This is a genomic window from Pseudomonas sp. IT-P260 (assembly GCF_949768395.1).
Taxonomy (GTDB): Bacteria; Pseudomonadota; Gammaproteobacteria; order Pseudomonadales; family Pseudomonadaceae; genus Aquipseudomonas; species Aquipseudomonas parakoreensis.
Genome location: NZ_CATKPO010000041.1, coordinates 116,357 through 134,420 on the forward strand (window position 1 = coordinate 116,357; position 18,064 = coordinate 134,420).

Genomic DNA, 18,064 nt, shown 5'->3' on the forward strand with positions numbered 1-18,064 from the left:
CTGAAGCCTGCATTCCGTTAAGATAGCCCGCTTTTTCAAGGTGGGAGTCAGGCAGCATGGCGCAGCAGTATCAACCGGGGCAACGCTGGATCAGTGACAGCGAAGCAGAGCTTGGTTTAGGCACCGTTCTGGCACAGGACGGCCGCTTGTTGACCGTGCTTTACCCGGCCACTGGCGAAACCCGCCAGTACGCGCTACGGAATGCGCCCCTCACCCGCGTGCGGTTCTCGCCGGGTGACACCATTACTCACTTCGAAGGCTGGAAGATGACCGTGCGCGAAGTCGACGATGTCGACGGGCTGATGGTCTATCACGGTCTCAACGGGCAGAACGAAGCCGTCACCCTGCCGGAAACCCAGCTGTCGAACTTCATTCAGTTCCGTCTGGCCAGCGACCGTCTGTTCGCCGGACAGATCGACCCGCTGCCATGGTTCTCCCTGCGCTACAACACCCTGGAACACACCAGCCGCCAATTGCAGTCCTCGCTCTGGGGCCTGGGCGGCGTGCGTGCGCAACCGATCGCGCACCAGTTGCACATCGCCCGTGAAGTCGCCGACCGTATCGCGCCGCGGGTTCTGCTGGCGGACGAAGTGGGTCTGGGGAAAACCATCGAAGCCGGTCTGGTGATCCATCGCCAACTCCTCTCGGGCCGCGCCAATCGCGTGCTGATCCTGGTGCCGGAAAACCTGCAGCACCAGTGGCTGGTGGAAATGCGCCGCCGCTTCAACCTGCAGGTCGCGCTGTTCGACGAAGAACGCTTTATCGAAAGCGATGCCACCAACCCGTTCGAAGACACCCAGCTGGCATTGGTTGCCCTGGAGTGGCTGGTCGAAGACGAGAAGGCGCAGGATGCCCTGTTCGCCGCCGGCTGGGACCTGATGGTGGTCGACGAAGCCCATCACCTGGTGTGGCATGAAGACAAGGTCAGCCCGGAATACGCGCTGGTCGAGCAACTGGCGGAAGTGATTCCCGGCGTACTGCTGCTCACCGCGACCCCGGAACAACTCGGCCAGGACAGCCACTTCGCCCGTCTGCGCCTGCTCGACCCGAACCGTTTCCACGACCTGGCCGCCTTCCGCGCCGAGAGCGAGAACTATCGCCCGGTGGCCGAAGCCGTGCAGGAGCTGCTCGACAAGGGACGCCTGTCGCCCGAAGCGCACAAGACCATCCACGGTTTCCTCGGCAACGAAGGCGAAGCCCTGCTGACCGCGGTCAACGATGGCGACAGCGAAGCCAGCGCCCGTCTGGTGCGTGAGCTGCTCGACCGCCACGGCACCGGCCGCGTACTGTTCCGTAACACCCGCGCCGCGGTGCAGGGTTTCCCCGAGCGTAAACTGCACCCTTACCCGCTGCCATGCCCGGACGAATACCTCGAACTGCCGCTGGGCGATCACGCCGAGCTGTACCCGGAAGTCAGCTTCCAGGCCCAGCCGGACGCCAGCGAAGAAGAGCGCTGGTGGAAATTCGACCCGCGCGTCGAGTGGCTGATCGATCAGCTGAAAATGCTCAAGCGCACCAAAGTGCTGGTGATCTGCGCCCACGCCGAAACCGCGATGGACCTGGAAGACGCCCTGCGTGTGCGTTCCGGCATCCCGGCCACGGTGTTCCATGAAGGCATGAACATCCTTGAGCGTGACCGCGCCGCCGCCTACTTCGCCGACGAAGAGTTCGGCGCGCAAGTGCTGATCTGCTCGGAAATCGGCAGTGAGGGTCGCAACTTCCAGTTCGCCCATCACCTGGTGCTGTTCGATCTGCCATCGCACCCGGACCTGCTCGAGCAGCGCATCGGTCGTCTCGACCGGATCGGCCAGAAGCACATCATCGAACTGCACGTGCCGTACCTGGAAACCAGCCCGCAAGAGCGTCTGTTCCAGTGGTACCACGAAGCGTTGAACGCCTTTCTCAACACCTGCCCGACCGGCAACGCCTTGCAGCATCAGTTCGGCCCGCGCCTGCTGCCGCTGCTCGAAGAAGCCGATGACGGCGAGTGGCAAGCACTGATCGACGAGGCCCGCACCGAGCGCGAGCGTCTGGAACAAGAGCTGCACACCGGTCGCGACCGTCTGCTGGAACTCAACTCCGGCGGCGCTGGCGAAGGGGATGCGCTGGTCGAGGCGATCCTTGAACAGGACGACCAGTTCGCCCTGCCGATCTACATGGAAACCCTGTTCGATGCGTTCGGCATCGACAGCGAAGACCACTCGGAAAACGCCCTGATCCTCAAGCCGAGCGAGAAGATGCTCGACGCCAGCTTCCCGCTGGGCGACGACGAAGGTGTGACCATCACCTACGACCGCAACCAGGCGCTGTCGCGCGAAGACATGCAGTTCATCACCTGGGAACACCCGATGGTGCAGGGCGGCATGGACCTGGTGCTGTCCGGTTCGATGGGCAACACCGCCGTTGCGCTGATCAAGAACAAGGCACTGAAACCGGGCACCGTGCTGCTGGAACTGCTCTACGTCAGCGAGGTGGTTGCCCCGCGTTCGCTGCAACTGGGCCGTTACCTGCCGCCGGCCGCCTTGCGCTGCCTGCTCGACGCCAACGGTAACGACCTGTCACCACGGGTCTCGTTCGCAACCCTCAACGATCAACTGGAAAGCGTACCTCGCGCCAGCGCCAACAAGTTCATCCAGGCCCAGCGCGATCAGCTGACGCCACGGATCAACGCGGGTGAAGACAAGGTCACTCCGCGCCACGCCGAGCGCGTGGCCGAGGCCCGGCGCCGTCTGGCAGCCGACACCGAAGAAGAACTGGCGCGCCTGACCGCGTTGCAAGCGGTCAACCCGACCGTGCGTGACAGCGAACTCGATGCGTTGCGCCAGCAGCGTGAACAGGGTCTGGCGATGCTGGATAAAGCGGCGCTGCGTCTGGAAGCGATTCGGGTGTTGGTGGCGGGTTAAACCACCCTGCCCCATCGCTGTAAATGAAAAGGCCCGCAGTGATGCGGGCCTTTTTGTTTGCCTGGTATTTATCCGGTGATGCTACAGACCCTTTCGCGAGCAGGCTCGCTCCCACAGGGATTGTGTTCACGCTGGAGATCCAATGTGGGAGCGAGCCTGCTCGCGAAGGCGGTTATGCAGTCGCCACAGAAACATCAGGCTCAACCACTGCCACCAAACCCTCCTTCATCCGCTGCGCATCCCGCACAAAACACCGCGCCGCCAGAAACAGAAACACCATGGTCAAGAACAGCGCCACCGGAATCAGGTACATCGCGTCATGCAGGCCGACAGCCTTGAACGCCTCGGTCATCTGCTCAGCCCCCGCCGAAAGCATCGCCGACTTGGCGAAGTGATCGGACAAGGCCCCCACCACCACCGGCCCCAACCCACCGCCGAGCAAGTACAGCCCGGCAAAGAACAACGCCATTGCCGTCGCTCGCAGGCGCGGCTCGACCACGTCCTGGATCGCCGTGTACACGCAGGTGTAGAAGTTGTAGGCAAACAGCCAGCCGACGCTGAACACCGCGACGAACACGCCGATCTCGACCCGTCCGGCGTGCAACGCCCAGGCCGTGCACAGGGTCGAGATGATCAGACTGAAGCCGGCAAACAGCAGCCGGCCGTTGGCGACTCGTTGATGAATCTTGTCAGCGATCCAGCCGCCGAGTGTCAGGCCGATCAACCCGGTGATCCCCACAATCACCCCGGTCGCCACCGCCGCGTCCTGCAACGGCATCAGGAAATACCGCTGCAGCATCGGCACCAGAAACGAGTTGCAGGCATAGGTGGCGAAGTTGAAGCACAAGCCTGCCATCACCAGCCACAGGAATGTCGGCACGGCGAGGACACGGCGGATCGGCCTGTCGACTTTATCCTGGGACACCTGCACGGTTTCCGCCGCGCCGCGCTTGGGTTCCTTGATGAAGAACATGAATACCGCGAGGATCAGCCCCGGCACCGCCGCGATAAAGAACGGCGCACGCCAGCTGTCGAACGCCTTGACCATCGCACCGATGGTGAAGAACGCCAGCAACAATCCCAAGGGCAGCCCGAGCATGAAAATGCCCATGGCCCGCGCCCGGCGGTGTGCCGGGAACAGGTCGCCGATCAGCGAGTTGGCGGCCGGTGCATAACTGGCTTCGCCAATGCCGATGCCCATGCGCACCAACAGGAAACTCCAGAAACTGCCAACCAGACCGTTGACCGCCGTCAGTGCGCTCCAGGTCGCCAGGCCCCAGCCCATCAGTTTGCTGCGCGAGCCAGTGTCGGCCATGCGGCCTAACGGCAGACCGGCAATCGCATAAACCAGGGTAAACGCGGTACCGACGATCCCCAGTTGAAAGTCACTGAGGTGCCACTCCATGCGGATCGGCTCGATGATGATCGCCGGAATGGTGCGGTCGAAGAAGTTGAACAGGTTGGCAAGGAACAACAGGAACAGAATGCGCCAGGCATTCGCCGCTTGGGTCGAGTTCTGCATGGGTCCGTCTCTTTATTGTTATGAGGGCTTCACTGCCGACGCATCCGAGCCCGGAACCTGCAATCTAGACAGGCGGTGCGTAGCTGTCTGTGATCATTCGTCAAGCTGATGATGAGCCATGGCACTGTAAAGAAACGTAAGCCCTTGATAACGCAGCAATCCCCCGTAAACCGGGGGTTTAGCGGCAAAACCCGGCTACAAAAAAATACTTTCGCGCCCCCCTTCCCAAGTTCATGGCGAAGCCTAGAATAGCCGCCGGATCCGTCCGGATTCGCCGATCAACCCCTTTGATGCCCTCCTAATGTCCGAAGTCAGTCCGTGTCTGAATTGCGGTGCCTGCTGTTCCCATTTTCGCGTGTCTTTTTTCTGGGGTGAATGCGCCTCCTCCGGCGGCACAGTGCCCGATGAGCTGGTGACGCAGATCAGCCCCAGCCGGGTGGCGATGAACGGCACCGACTGCAAATCACCGCGTTGTACGGCGCTGGTCGGCGAGGTGGGCAGCCAGGTGCAGTGCTCGATTTATGAGCAGCGCTCCAGCCCCTGCCGCGAATTCGAATCGTCCTGGGAGAACGGCGAACAGAATGTCGATTGCGACAAGGCCCGCGCCCGCTTCGGCTTGCCGCCCCTCGAAAAGGACTGGAATCAGATCCCCTACGACCAGAGCGCCTGACGCTTAGCGCCAATCGCTATGAGGCTCATGCCGAAATGGTTGGCGCCAATATGCCACTATCGCTTGCACGATAAAAACCGCCTCTATACTCATCTCATTCGCCTGCGTTTCTGACGCAGAAGGGACGACTTCAGAGACGGGGATGCTATGGAGTGGCTTGGTTTGCAGTTTGTTACCGAGCTGCCGGACGGCGGGCAGGTCATTCTCGATTGCACACACAATCCCTTGCTGGTGCTGGTGGCTTATCTGGTCGCCTGCGCCGCGAGTTTTGCCACCCTCGACATGGCCGAGCGGGTCGGCCATGCCGAAGACCCGGGCTCGCAACGGGTCTGGCGCTGGATCGGCGCCACTTGCCTGGCCGGCGGTATCTGGGCGATGCATTTCATTGCCATGCTGGCGTTCCAGACACCGATCGAAATCCATTACGAACTGGCCACCACTCTGTTTTCCCTGGTGATCGCCCTGCTCGCTTCTTGGCTGGCGATGCACACCCTGAGCGTGCCCCATCCCTCACGGGTGCATTACCTGAAAACCGCCATCGTCATTGGCTTGGGCATCGCCGGCATGCATTACGTCGGCATGGCGGCGATGCACTCGGTGGCCACCGCCTATTACCAGCCGCTGTTGTTCTGCCTGTCGATCGTGATTGCGATCAGCGCCAGTTTCGCCGCGCTGTGGGTCGCCGGTTACTTGCGTGAAGGCAGTGGGCGTTTTCATCAACTGTTCAAATACACCGCCGCGATCATTCTCGGCGCCGGCATCATCAGCATGCATTTCACCGGGATGGCCGCGTTGCATCTGGTGTTGCCCGAAGGCGCCACGCCCACTTTGAGTGCCGAAACCAATCACCTGCAACTGGGCCTGACCATCGCGCTGATCACACTGTTGATTCTCGGCAGCGCGATCAGCGCGGCACTGGCCGACAAGAAACTGCAAAGCAAGGAGCAGGACTTGCGCCGAGTCAACGCCTTGCTCAGCCAGCTCGATCAGGCTCGGATGTCGCTGCAACAAGTGGCCAATTACGACGCCCTGACCAACCTGATCAACCGTCGCGGTTTCAACCAGATCTTCGCCGAGAAACTCAGCCAGAAAACCAGCGAAGGCGGCATGCTCGCGGTGATGTTTCTCGACATCGACCACTTCAAGCGGATCAACGACAGCCTCGGCCATGACGCCGGCGACGCCCTGCTCAAAGTCATCGCCAACCACATCAAAGGCTCGGTGCGCAGCCATGACGACGTGGTCGCACGCTTTGGCGGTGACGAGTTCTGCATCCTGATCGGCCTGCACGACCGCGAGGAAGCGCGCAGCATGGCGCAACGGATCATGCAGAAAATGAAGGAGCCGATCGAATTGGCCGGACGTCGTATGGTGATGACCACCAGCATCGGCATCAGCCTGTTCCCCGACGACGGCACCAGCTGCGAAGAACTGCTCAAGCACGCCGATCTGGCGTTGTATCAGTCCAAGGGTGCCGGGCGTAACGGCCTGCATTTTTTCAGTTCGAACATGAAGACCCGCGCCAGCCTCGAACTGCAACTGGAAGAAGAACTGCGCCAGGCTTTGCGTGAAGACCACGGGCTGACGCTGTATTACCAACCCATCTTCGAACTGAAGACCGGCCGGGTGACCAAACTCGAAGCGTTGATTCGCTGGCAGCATCCGGTGCATGGCCTGCTGGCCCCGGACCGTTTCATCGCGATTGCCGAAACCAACGGCCTGATCGCCGAACTGGACAACTGGGTGCTTCGCCGGGCCTGCACCGACCTCGGCGAACTGACGCGCCACGGCTGCAACGAACTGAAAATCGCCTGGAACTGCTCACCGCTCAACCTCGCCCGGGAAGAACTGGCCAACGAAATCGAAAGTGCACTGCGCAGCGCTGGCGTCGCGCCGGAACGGCTGGAGCTGGAAGTCACCGAAAACGCACTGATGGGCAACATCGCCAACACGCTGGTGCTGTTGCGGCAGATCCGGGCCCTCGGCGTATCGCTGTCGATCGACGACTTCGGCACCGGATACTCATCGTTGGCCTACCTCAAACGTCTGCCGCTCAATACGCTGAAAATCGACCGCTCGTTCATCCTCGACATTCCTGCGGCGACCGCCGACATGGAGATCGTCCAGGCGATCATCGTCATGGCCCACACCCTGCACTTGCAGGTGGTGACCGAAGGCGTGGAAAGCCTGGAGCAGTACGAGTTTCTCGAACGTTCGGGCTGCGACTTCATTCAGGGTTATCTGCTCAGCCGCCCGGTGCCACTGGATGAACTCCGTCCGGTGCTGGAGGAAATCAACCAGCGCAAACACGCGCATGCGGTCAATCCACTGAGTCTGGCGCGCGGTACATGTGTACCAGAGTCGCTGGATCCTTCTGCAAAAAACCCTGCGCCCCATGCAGGCGCATCAGTTGTGCGGCCAATCCGCTGATCGGCGTAGCCGAGCCTTGTTCGCGGGAGAATTTCACCGCCGTATCGAGATCCTTGAGCAGCGTGCGCACGTGCCATTTCACCGGTTCAAAACGGCTTTCGGCCATTTGCGGGGCGAGGATCTGCAGCGGTTTCGAATCGGCAAAGCCACCGGCCAGCGCTGCGGCAATCAAGCGCGCATCGACTCCGGCCTGTTCGGCCAGCGCCACCACTTCGGCAATCACCAACGCGTTGCAGGCGACGATCATCTGATTGCAGGCCTTGGTCACCTGCCCGGCGCCGATGCCGCCCATGTGCGTGACGCGCTGACCGAGGTTGAGCAGCACCGGGCGCACCCGATCCAGATCCGTCACCGCACCACCGACCATGATCGCCAGGCTGCCCGCCTCGGCACCGACCACGCCGCCGGACACCGGTGAATCAAGCCAGGCCATGCCGGTCCTGCCTGCCAGGTCGGCGGCCATCTCGCGAGTAGCCGTCGGTTCGAGGCTGGAGAAGTCCACCAGCAACTGGCCGTTTTTCGCACCTTCAACAACCCCGCCGGCGCCAAACACCACCTCGCGCACCACCGCCGTATCGGCCAGACAGAGCATCACCACGTCCGCGTGTTCGCACAGCTCGGCTGGAGTCGCCACCTGCCGGGCGCCGGCTTCAACCAGGGGCGCGCACTTGGCCGGGTTGCGGTTCCACACGGTCAACGGGTAGCCCGCCGCCAGCAAACGGTGACACATCGGCAAGCCCATCAGGCCGATTCCGGCAAAGCCCAACGAAGGTAGCGTTGACATCATTTTGCCTCTTTTCGATTAAAGATCACCGAATAATGGCCGATTCATGAACGATCAGGAAAGGATTCCCCCGCGCGACGATCAGGCCAAGCCCCTGACGCCCGGGCCAAATACGCGCAGTCAAAGACGCGAGATCCTCTTTCCGTGAGGCTCGATGACAACGGTCGCCGAGCCAACCCTGTCCAGGTATATGGCGCACAATGACTTCTAAAAACAATCCCGCCACTGCGGTATCCGATCTGACCCTGAGCCCTGCCGCAAACAGCCCGTCACCTTCGAAGCCATTGCCTCCCTCGCGCCCGCTGGGCACTCAGCAATATCTGTACTACACCGAGACCAACACCGATCGCATCCTCGACAACCTGGACGGGCTGCGCGATCTGGTGTTCCCGCGCCCGCCGCACCTGGAAGGCGACAACGAGCAGCACAACGACCAGGAATTCCCGTCGGTGTGCCTGATCGGCCTCGGTCGCTGCGGCTCGAACATCGCCCTCGACGTCGCGGAGCTGGTGTACAACGCGCGCAAGTTCTACCTCAACGAATTCAACAACGAAGACCGCGCCGCGGATCGGCGTCTGGCCGACAAGGGCTACAGCCCGGCCCAGTGGATCAAGCAGAATCTGCGGATCGGCCCGAACAAGTCGAGCAAACCGGTGTTCCTCGTCGAACCGCTGGTGATGCTCGGCGACCTCGACAAGGACATCGCCGGGCGCATCCGGTTCTCGCGCAAGGGCGAGAAAAGCGGCTTTCTGCGCGATTACAGCAAAATGAAGATCATGGACTTGTCCGAAGTCCATGCCGGTGGCGCCGGTAACGCGCCGATCCTCGGTCAGTACCTGGCCAAGATCATCCTCAACAAGGACACCCAGCGTTTCTCCAGCCCTGACTGGAAAATGATCCACTCGTACCTGATCGACAGCTGCGGCATCAAGGCCAACCAGTCGCGCCTGTACTTCTCGATCTTCAGTGCCGGCGGCGGTACCGGTTCGGGCATGGCTTCGGAATTCGGCCTGGCCCAACAGCACTCGTACATGAACAAAACGTTCGACACCAAACCGATGGACGAACATGACGGCAAGAGCGGGCATTCGTTCGTGTTCGAGCCGATCTTCACCAGCGGCATCTGCGTGCTGCCGAACATTTCCGATCACCGCAGCGAAATGTCCGAGGCGCTGCACATCAACGCCGGACGCCTGTTGTGCAAATACCTCTCGGAAGAATGGGATTTCTCCTACAACTTCGCCAATGAAGACAGCAGCGAAGCCAGCGTCATGGGCCGTATTCGCCCCTGGAACGCGATGATGCTGATCTCCAACGACATCATGCGTTACGCCGAAGAGAGCGATGACGGCAACATCCAGAACATTGACGTCAATGCGATGGAGAAGCACGCCAACCAGTACATCTCCCAGCAGATCTTCAACATTCTGACGGCGCAGGCGGTGACCACCGACTACGACCAGAACTACTTCCGTCGCGCCGGCATCGACATCGGCGAAACCATTCGCCTCGACGCCAACGACTTGTTCATGAGCCTGGCCGGCCCGGTGGCGATTGCCTACGCCGAATCGGTGGTGCCGGAAACCCCGCCGCCGAGCAGCGACAAGTTCAAGGTATTCGACAAAGAGCCGCAGCGCCTGAACATCGATGATCTGTTCTTCCGCTCGATCGACCTGCCGCACTTCAACAAGGTCACCCAGGCGATCGAAGGCATCAGCCTGCTGCCAATCGAATCCAAGCGCTATCGCGCGTCGCTGGAGCAGTACAAGAATTCCGGCTACGACGCCGCCGCGCTGCACGACCTGCACTTCTTCAAGAACTGCTCGTCGGTGGTGTCGATCGTTTCGTTGCCGAAAGACTACAAGCTGTCCTACATGGACCTGAACCGGTTGAAGACCCACCTCAACAGCCTGTTCCCCAACACCACACTCAAGCGTTATGCGCTGGTGATCGGTGCGTCGGCCAACCTGTCGCTGACCACCCTGATCGCCAAGAGTCCGTGCCTGTCGGACGACTTCCTGACCCTGATCGTGGCGTTCATCAAGCGTTGCTTCGCCAAGACCCCGTACCGTTTCGACGAGACCCTGGACAACTCGATCCTCGACTTCATCATTAATGAAGACTTTGACGAAGACCGCATCGACGATCTGCTCAACGAGTTCGAAAACCCGGCGAAGATCCTCGACACCAACTGGTACGCGATCAAACCGATGTACGAGAAGAAGTACCGCGAACTGATCAACGACAAGGACAAGTTTGTTTCGATCAACGACATTCGCCTGTCGCGGGATTGCGTGAAGAAATCGATCAAGTACCTGCGCGAGATCTACCGTCACCGGATCGGCAAGACCAAGGTAATTTCCCTGAATAACCATACCGGGAAGACTTACTCGGTCTGATCGAAGACCGAGTCGCTCCCTTCGCGAGCAGGCTCGCTCCCACAATGGAATGCATTCCAAATGTGGGAGCGAGCCTGCTCGCGAAGAGGCCATTCCACACACTGCAAAACCTTCATCGCCAACATCCAGAAACAATTAAGCAGCCCTCAGGCTGCTCAATAAACTGTTCCCGTTACGTTTACGTCACCGTTATGCCACCCACGCTTGTGGCCTTTCTCTACGGCAACGTGCCATCACGCTACTCGGCTACACACTTTTCGCCGCTGGTCAGGCGCACCACAAAGGTGCGCAGTCTCAGGCAGCCGCCCTTTCCTGGACCAGAATCCACGGCCTTACCACCACCGCCCACATCTGCGGATCACGCTCGAAAATATCCAGCGCCCGCGTTTCAGACAGCTTGGCGACCTTGTCTTCGGCCAGCCAGGCGGCGACTTTCTCGCCATCGTCCGAAGCCACGGCCTCGGCGGCGGCGATCAAATCCAGGGCCGGGTCGACCCACAATAGGGCACCCTTGGCGAAGAACGGCTCCAGCTCTTTCCAGGTAATAGATGCGGTTTCACCAAGCAGCTTGGCATAGAGGGTGCTAGGTTCTTGATTCATGGGACTGTCCGGAAAAGAAATCGGCGCGAATGATAACGTCGGTGGTCCGGCAGAAAAACCCGGTTGCAAATGGCTTCATCGAACGAAAAGAGCAGGAACGCCAAGGAATGCTGCTGTTTGGGGCATAAGCCCCCCGAAAGCCCCGCCGCAATTCTGTCTTTTTCATTCAAAAATGCGACACCCACAAGTTTTGCCCCCTGGCGCCAGCTTCCCAGGCCAACAACCGGCGCTCTACACTGTACCGGTACAGTTGCCGGGGGCATTTCCGGAGGGTATCGCCAAGATATCTGACCCGGTTCTGCTGCTACGGCGCCAGAACTCAAAAAAATTACAACAGTAAGAGTGGAGCACTATGACTAAGGCTACTAAGCAGATTTCCAAACTGTTTGCCGCTATGGTTCTGGCCGGGGTTGCCAGCCATTCGTTCGCCGCTGACACCATCAAGATCGGTATCGCCGGCCCTAAAACCGGTCCTGTAGCCCAATACGGCGACATGCAGTTCAGTGGCGCGAAAATGGCCATCGAGCAGATCAACGCCAAGGGCGGCGTCGACGGCAAGAAACTCGAAGCCGTTGAATACGATGACGCGTGCGATCCGAAACAAGCCGTAGCGGTCGCGAACAAGGTCGTCAACGACGGCGTCAAGTTCGTGGTTGGTCACCTGTGCTCCAGCTCCACTCAGCCTGCTTCGGACATCTACGAAGACGAAGGCGTGGTGATGATCACCCCGGCTGCCACCAGCCCGGACATCACCGCCCGTGGTTACAAAATGGTCTTCCGCACCATCGGTCTGGACAGCGCCCAGGGCCCTGCCGCCGGTAACTACATTGCCGATCACGTGAAGCCGAAAATCGTTGCCGTACTGCACGACAAACAGCAATACGGTGAAGGCATCGCCACCGCCGTCAAGGCGACTCTTGAGAAGAAAGGCGTGAAAGTCGCCGTGTTCGAAGGCGTCAACGCCGGCGACAAAGACTTCTCCTCGATGATTGCCAAGCTCAAACAAGCCAACGTCGATTTCGTTTACTACGGCGGCTACCACCCGGAGCTGGGCCTGATCCTGCGTCAATCCCAGGAAAAAGGCCTGAAAGCCAAGTTCATGGGCCCGGAAGGCGTGGGTAACGACTCCATTTCGCAGATCGCCAAAGAGTCCTCCGAAGGCCTGCTGGTGACCCTGCCGAAATCCTTCGACCAGGATCCGGCCAACGTTGCCCTGGCAGATGCGTTCAAGGCGAAGAAAGAAGACCCGAGCGGCCCGTTCGTGTTCCCTTCCTACTCGGCGGTTGAAGTGATTGCCGAAGGCATCAAGGCAGCCAAGTCCGAAGACGCAGCCAAAGTGGCCGAAGCCATCCACGCCGGCACCTTCAAGACCCCTACCGGCGACCTGAGCTTCGACGCCAAGGGCGACCTGAAGGACTTCAAATTTGTGGTTTACGAGTGGCACTTCGGCAAACCGAAAACTGAAGTTTCGCCTCAGTAAGGCGCGCCCTGACTGACTGCCAATAAAGCCCACGGCGTGCCGTGGGCTTTGTTTTACGAATGTATGGGCCGCGCTGGCGTGATCCGCCAGTCTCCCCACCTGAAAATCTCAAAACCGTCATCAGCGGTTCGCTGGCAAAACCCGGATTCGAAGTGGATAAAGATCCACGGGGCCGGGCGGGAAAATGACTCCACCAGTGAAATGCGTATCAGGTTTTTAGGAGCGTTGTAATGCCTGACATCTATCACTTCTTCCAACAGCTGGTTAATGGCCTGACCATTGGCAGCACGTATGCCCTGATCGCCATCGGCTATACGATGGTTTACGGCATCATTGGAATGATCAACTTCGCCCACGGCGAGGTGTACATGATCGGTTCGTACGTGGCGTTCATCGCCATCGCCGGGCTGGCCATGATGGGAATCGACAACGTCCCGCTGTTGATGACCGCCGCGTTCATCGCGAGCATCGTCGTCACCAGTTCCTACGGTTACAGCATCGAACGGATCGCCTACCGCCCCCTGCGCGGCAGCAACCGTCTGATTCCGCTGATTTCCGCCATCGGTATGTCGATCTTCCTGCAGAACACGGTTCTGCTCGCGCAAGACTCCAAGGACAAATCCATCCCCAACCTGATCCCCGGCAACTTCTCCATCGGGCCAGGTGGCGCACATGAAGTGCTGATTTCCTACATGCAAATCGTGGTGTTCGTGGTGACCCTGGTCGCCATGCTCGGCCTCACGCTGTTCATCTCCCGCTCTCGCCTGGGTCGCGCCTGCCGCGCCTGCGCCGAAGACATCAAGATGGCCAACCTGCTGGGCATCAACACCAACAACATCATCGCCTTGACCTTCGTCATCGGTGCTGCGCTGGCGGCCGTTGCGGCTGTGCTGCTGAGCATGCAGTACGGCGTGATCAACCCCAACGCCGGTTTCCTCGTCGGCCTCAAGGCTTTCACCGCTGCGGTACTGGGCGGCATCGGCAGCATCCCCGGCGCCATGCTCGGCGGGCTGGTGCTCGGGGTGGCGGAAGCCTTTGGCGCCGATATCTTCGGCGACCAGTACAAGGACGTCGTGGCTTTCGGCTTGTTGGTTCTGGTGCTGTTGTTCCGTCCGACCGGCATTCTGGGCCGTCCGGAGGTTGAGAAAGTATGACTAGGAATCTTAAACAGGCACTGTTCAGTGCCTTGCTGGTGTGGGCCGTGGCCTACCCGGTACTCGGTCTGAAACTGACCATCGTCGGCATCAACCTCGAAGTGCACGGCACCAGCCCGGCCATTCTGGCGACCATCGCCGTCTGCTCGGTGCTGATGTTCCTGCGGGTGCTGTTCAACCAGCAGATCAGCAAGGCGTGGAAATCCTCGCCGGGCCTGCCGTTGATCCCGGCCAAGGCCAGCAACTTCCTGACCCTGCCGACCACGCAGCGCTACATCATCATTGCGCTGATCCTCGGTGCACTGGTGTGGCCGTTCTTCGGCTCCCGTGGTGCGGTGGACATCGCCACGCTGATCCTGATCTACGTGATGCTCGGCCTCGGTCTGAACATCGTGGTGGGTCTGGCCGGTCTGCTCGACCTGGGTTACGTCGGTTTCTACGCCGTCGGCGCCTACAGCTACGCGCTGCTGTCGCACTACTACGGCCTGAGCTTCTGGATCTGCCTGCCGATTGCCGGCCTGATGGCGGCGACGTTCGGCTTCCTGCTGGGCTTCCCGGTGTTGCGTCTGCGCGGTGACTATCTGGCGATCGTGACCCTCGGCTTCGGGGAAATCATCCGCCTGTTCCTGCGTAACCTGACGGACATCACCGGCGGGCCGAACGGTATCAGCAACATCGAGAAACCGACGTTCTTCGGCCTGACCTTCGAACGCAAAGCGGCGGAAGGCCTGCAAACCTTCCACGAGTATTTCGGCCTCGAATACAACTCGATCAACAAGGTGATTTTCCTGTACCTGGTTGCCCTGTTGCTGGCACTGGCGGCGCTGTTCATCATCAACCGTCTGCTGCGCATGCCGATCGGCCGTGCGTGGGAAGCGCTGCGAGAAGACGAAATCGCCTGCCGCGCACTTGGCCTCAACCCGACCGTGATCAAGCTGTCGGCGTTCACCTTGGGTGCGAGCTTCGCCGGTTTCGCCGGCAGCTTCTTCGCCGCCCGTCAGGGTCTGGTGACACCGGAATCGTTCACCTTCATCGAGTCGGCGATCATTCTCGCCATCGTCGTACTGGGTGGCATGGGCTCGCAACTGGGCGTGATTCTCGCGGCCGTGGTGATGATCCTGTTGCCGGAAATGATGCGTGAGTTCAGCGAATACCGGATGTTGATGTTCGGTGCGCTGATGGTGTTGATGATGATCTGGCGTCCACAAGGTCTGCTGCCGATGCAACGCCCACACATGGAGTTGCGAAAATGAGCCGCGAGATCCTGAAAGTCGAAAACCTGAGCATGCGCTTCGGCGGCTTGCTGGCGGTCAATGGCGTGGCCCTGACCGTCAAGGAGAAACAAGTGGTGGCGCTGATCGGGCCGAACGGCGCGGGCAAGACCACCGTGTTCAACTGCCTGACCGGTTTCTACCAGCCATCGGGCGGCAGCATCCTGCTCGACGGCGAGCCCATCCAGGGCCTGCCGGGGCATAAAATCGCCCTCAAGGGCGTGGTGCGCACCTTCCAGAACGTGCGGCTGTTCAAGGACATGACGGCGGTCGAGAACCTGTTGATCGCGCAGCACCGTCACCTGAACACCAACTTCCTGTCCGGTCTGTTCAAGACCCCGGCGTTCCGCAAGAGCGAGCGCGAGGCCATGGAATACGCCGAATACTGGCTGGAAAAGGTCAACCTGAAAGAGTTCGCCAACCGTACGGCCGGCACCCTGGCCTACGGTCAGCAACGGCGCCTGGAAATCGCCCGCTGCATGATGACCCGCCCGCGGATCCTCATGCTCGACGAACCGGCCGCCGGCCTGAACCCGAAGGAAACCGAAGACCTCAAGGCGCTGATCAGCGTGCTGCGTGAAGAGCACAACGTCACCGTGCTGCTGATCGAACACGACATGAAACTGGTCATGAGCATTTCCGACCACATCGTCGTGATCAACCAGGGCACGCCGCTGGCCAATGGCACGCCGGAACAGATCCGCGACAATCCTGAAGTGATCAAAGCCTACCTGGGGGAAGCGTAAATGCTGCAGTTCGAAAACGTTTCCACCTTCTACGGCAAGATCCAGGCCCTGCACAGCGTCAACGTCGAAGTCCGTCAGGGCGAGATCGTGACCCTGATCGGCGCCAACGGTGCCGGCAAGTCCACGCTGCTGATGACGCTCTGCGGTTCGCCGCAGGCGCACAGCGGCAGCATCCGCTACATGGGTGAGGAACTGGTCGGCCAGGACTCGTCGCAGATCATGCGCAAGAGCATCGCCGTGGTGCCGGAAGGTCGTCGGGTGTTCGCCCGTCTGACCGTCGAAGAGAACCTGTCGATGGGCGGTTTCTTCACCGACAAGGGCGACTATCAGGAGCAGATGGACAAGGTCCTCGGCCTGTTCCCGCGCCTGAAAGAACGCTTCAACCAGCGCGGCGGCACCATGTCCGGCGGCGAACAGCAAATGCTCGCCATCGGCCGCGCGCTGATGAGCAAGCCCAAACTGCTGCTGCTCGACGAGCCATCGCTGGGCCTGGCACCGATCATCATCCAGCAGATCTTCGACATCATCGAACAGCTGCGCAAGGACGGTGTAACGGTGTTCCTGGTCGAGCAGAACGCCAACCAGGCGCTGAAAATCGCCGACCGTGCGTACGTTCTGGAGAACGGCCGCGTGGTCATGCAAGGTACCGGTGAAGCGCTGCTCACCGACCCGAAAGTGCGCGAGGCGTACCTCGGCGGTTGAGGCTTTTCGCTGAACAAAAAAACGGCCTTCGGGCCGTTTTTTTATACCTCACACATCCCCCGTGTAGGAGCTGCCGCAGGCTGCGATCTTTTGACTTTGCCTTTTAGAAGCAAGATCAAAAGATCGCAGCCTGCGGCAGCTCCTACAGGGAAGCGCCGTCAGTACGGGTTGCAGTACTGCGCCACCGCCGTCGCCTGATCGACATACGGCCGGGCCGGTTCAAGGTTCCACTCAGGCTTGTTCCTCACCGGTTTGCCGTCGTAGACCGCCGCCAGATGACAAACCATCTGCCGCCGCAACGACCCGCCATTGACGCTGTACTCGCGCCATTGCGCATCGTCCTTGTGCTTGTTGTACAGCTCGGCAAACATCCGGTCGGTCTGGTCGTCCTTGATTGCCCGCCCGCACGCGGTCGGCACTACCGAGAGCGACCAGGTGTTCGGCCCCAGTTTCGGATCGGGACGCTGCACCCAGGTGCTGGAGTCGATGTACTTGTCGCAAAATTTTGGTGCGGCCGGCGTCGAGGTCTGGATGCACGAGAAAGAGGCCTTGGCGACCGGGGTTTTCGGGAAGTCGATCTTGATGATGTTGCGATCCTTGCCGGTCTTGGCCTTGTAGTCCTTTTGATTGGCCAACGCATCGTTCAGACCACGCTGATCGCTGTAGAAGAACGCCAGAATCGGCAGCTCATCGGTTTTCGGGTTACCCAGACGCAGCTCGGTCTGAGTCTGAAACTCGCGGCTGTTGATGACTTTGCGCGCGCCCATGAAATTGCGAAAGGCGTCGACCCGCTCCTTGCTGCTCATCGGATTGCGCATGTTGAAGCCGCACTGCAACTGGTCCTGCTGGCGATTGTTGTTGTACTGGGTGAAGTGCGCCACCCAGGCATTCGGCGTCGAAATCGGCGGCTTCATGGCCTGGCAGACCGCCTCGGTCGGGGCGGTATTCTTGTTGTCACCACAGCCACGGTCATTGCGAAAGTCGGTCCAGGCATCGTTGGGAAACGCACAGTAGACATGCACCGGGGTTTCCGGGTCGCGCACCAGATCCCTTGGCGTAATCAGATAACCGTTTTGCGTGCTCATGCCCGGGTCTTCATAACTGATGCCGTCGGCCCGCATGAATGAGGCGGCAAACGTGCCCAGCTCCACGGCTTTCGGACTGGGGTTCCACACGTCCCACTTTTGCCCCTTGGCCGGATCGGCCCGGTGCGTGCCGCGCACCAGCAGCCCCGAGCAGTCCGAGGCGGGGTCCTGCCCGCAACTGTCGACGGTATTGTTATAGAGCTTTTCCACCTTCCTCAGCGTCTCGTCGCATGACTCGGCGTTGGCCCATGCCGCATGCACCAACAGCGGCAATACGAGCAACGGGACGATCCTGTTCAAACGTTTCTTCATGGCTTG

General features: G+C 60.3%; 13 protein-coding genes. 9 read left to right on the forward strand and 4 right to left on the reverse strand.

Annotated features, from left to right (window positions below):
- Positions 1-56 precede the first annotated feature (56 nt).
- Positions 57-2,903 (forward strand): RNA polymerase-associated protein RapA, encoded by a 2,847-nt coding sequence (gene rapA, locus ACM6HV_RS21655; protein ID WP_041070553.1) that lies wholly within the window; start codon positions 57-59, stop codon positions 2,901-2,903.
- 172 nt (positions 2,904-3,075) lie between these two features.
- On the opposite strand, the gene ACM6HV_RS21660 is transcribed toward rapA, so the two are convergent.
- Positions 3,076-4,425, reverse strand: a complete 1,350-nt coding sequence (locus ACM6HV_RS21660; protein ID WP_222016105.1) for a spinster family MFS transporter — start codon at positions 4,423-4,425, stop codon at positions 3,076-3,078.
- A gap of 301 nt (positions 4,426-4,726) precedes the next feature.
- Between ACM6HV_RS21660 and ACM6HV_RS21665 the strand changes: the two genes are divergently transcribed.
- Together ACM6HV_RS21665 and ACM6HV_RS21670 are read left to right on the forward strand one after the other, a co-directional pair.
- Positions 4,727-5,095: a YkgJ family cysteine cluster protein gene (locus ACM6HV_RS21665; protein WP_041070557.1), complete on the forward strand. Its 369-nt coding sequence runs from the start codon at positions 4,727-4,729 to the stop codon at positions 5,093-5,095.
- A gap of 147 nt (positions 5,096-5,242) precedes the next feature.
- Positions 5,243-7,525, forward strand: coding sequence for a putative bifunctional diguanylate cyclase/phosphodiesterase (locus ACM6HV_RS21670; protein WP_414905254.1), 2,283 nt, complete (start codon positions 5,243-5,245; stop codon positions 7,523-7,525).
- On the opposite strand, the gene ACM6HV_RS21675 is transcribed toward ACM6HV_RS21670, so the two are convergent.
- The gene (locus tag ACM6HV_RS21675; RefSeq protein WP_414905255.1) at positions 7,416-8,312 is read right to left on the reverse strand and encodes an NAD(P)-dependent oxidoreductase; all 897 of its coding nucleotides are present in this window, start codon (positions 8,310-8,312) and stop codon (positions 7,416-7,418) included. The genes ACM6HV_RS21670 and ACM6HV_RS21675 overlap by 110 nt on opposite strands.
- Positions 8,313-8,509: 197 nt before the next feature.
- Here ACM6HV_RS21675 and ACM6HV_RS21680 point away from each other — a divergent pair, with 197 nt between their 5' ends.
- The gene (locus ACM6HV_RS21680) at positions 8,510-10,708 is read left to right on the forward strand and encodes a hypothetical protein (protein WP_414905256.1); all 2,199 of its coding nucleotides are present in this window, start codon (positions 8,510-8,512) and stop codon (positions 10,706-10,708) included.
- 294 nt (positions 10,709-11,002) lie between these two features.
- Here the strand turns inward: ACM6HV_RS21680 and ACM6HV_RS21685 are convergent, their stop codons facing one another.
- The gene (locus ACM6HV_RS21685) at positions 11,003-11,308 is read right to left on the reverse strand and encodes a DUF2288 domain-containing protein (RefSeq protein WP_145597836.1); all 306 of its coding nucleotides are present in this window, start codon (positions 11,306-11,308) and stop codon (positions 11,003-11,005) included.
- Between the two features lie 352 nt (positions 11,309-11,660).
- On the opposite strand from ACM6HV_RS21685, the gene ACM6HV_RS21690 reads away from it, so the two are divergent.
- The 5 genes from ACM6HV_RS21690 (at position 11,661) to ACM6HV_RS21710 (ending at position 16,661) form a co-directional block, all read left to right on the forward strand.
- The gene (locus tag ACM6HV_RS21690; protein ID WP_047292128.1) at positions 11,661-12,788 is read left to right on the forward strand and encodes a branched-chain amino acid ABC transporter substrate-binding protein; all 1,128 of its coding nucleotides are present in this window, start codon (positions 11,661-11,663) and stop codon (positions 12,786-12,788) included.
- Between the two features lie 230 nt (positions 12,789-13,018).
- Positions 13,019-13,942 carry a high-affinity branched-chain amino acid ABC transporter permease LivH gene (livH, locus tag ACM6HV_RS21695; protein WP_027614381.1) on the forward strand — a complete coding sequence of 308 codons (924 nt, stop codon included), beginning with the start codon at positions 13,019-13,021 and terminating at the stop codon, positions 13,940-13,942.
- A complete protein-coding gene (locus ACM6HV_RS21700) occupies positions 13,939-15,195 on the forward strand; it encodes a high-affinity branched-chain amino acid ABC transporter permease LivM (protein ID WP_041070567.1) in 1,257 nt (418 codons plus the stop codon). The genes livH and ACM6HV_RS21700 overlap by 4 nt, the downstream gene beginning before the upstream one ends.
- Positions 15,192-15,959, forward strand: a complete 768-nt coding sequence (livG, locus tag ACM6HV_RS21705) for a high-affinity branched-chain amino acid ABC transporter ATP-binding protein LivG (protein ID WP_047292124.1) — start codon at positions 15,192-15,194, stop codon at positions 15,957-15,959. The genes ACM6HV_RS21700 and livG overlap by 4 nt, the downstream gene beginning before the upstream one ends.
- The gene (locus tag ACM6HV_RS21710) at positions 15,960-16,661 is read left to right on the forward strand and encodes an ABC transporter ATP-binding protein (protein WP_003222380.1); all 702 of its coding nucleotides are present in this window, start codon (positions 15,960-15,962) and stop codon (positions 16,659-16,661) included. It abuts the gene before it with no gap.
- Between the two features lie 158 nt (positions 16,662-16,819).
- Here ACM6HV_RS21710 and ACM6HV_RS21715 read toward each other — a convergent pair whose 3' ends face one another.
- Positions 16,820-18,058: a DUF2599 domain-containing protein gene (locus tag ACM6HV_RS21715; RefSeq protein WP_414905257.1), complete on the reverse strand. Its 1,239-nt coding sequence runs from the start codon at positions 18,056-18,058 to the stop codon at positions 16,820-16,822.
- Between the last annotated feature and the right edge of the window lie 6 nt (positions 18,059-18,064).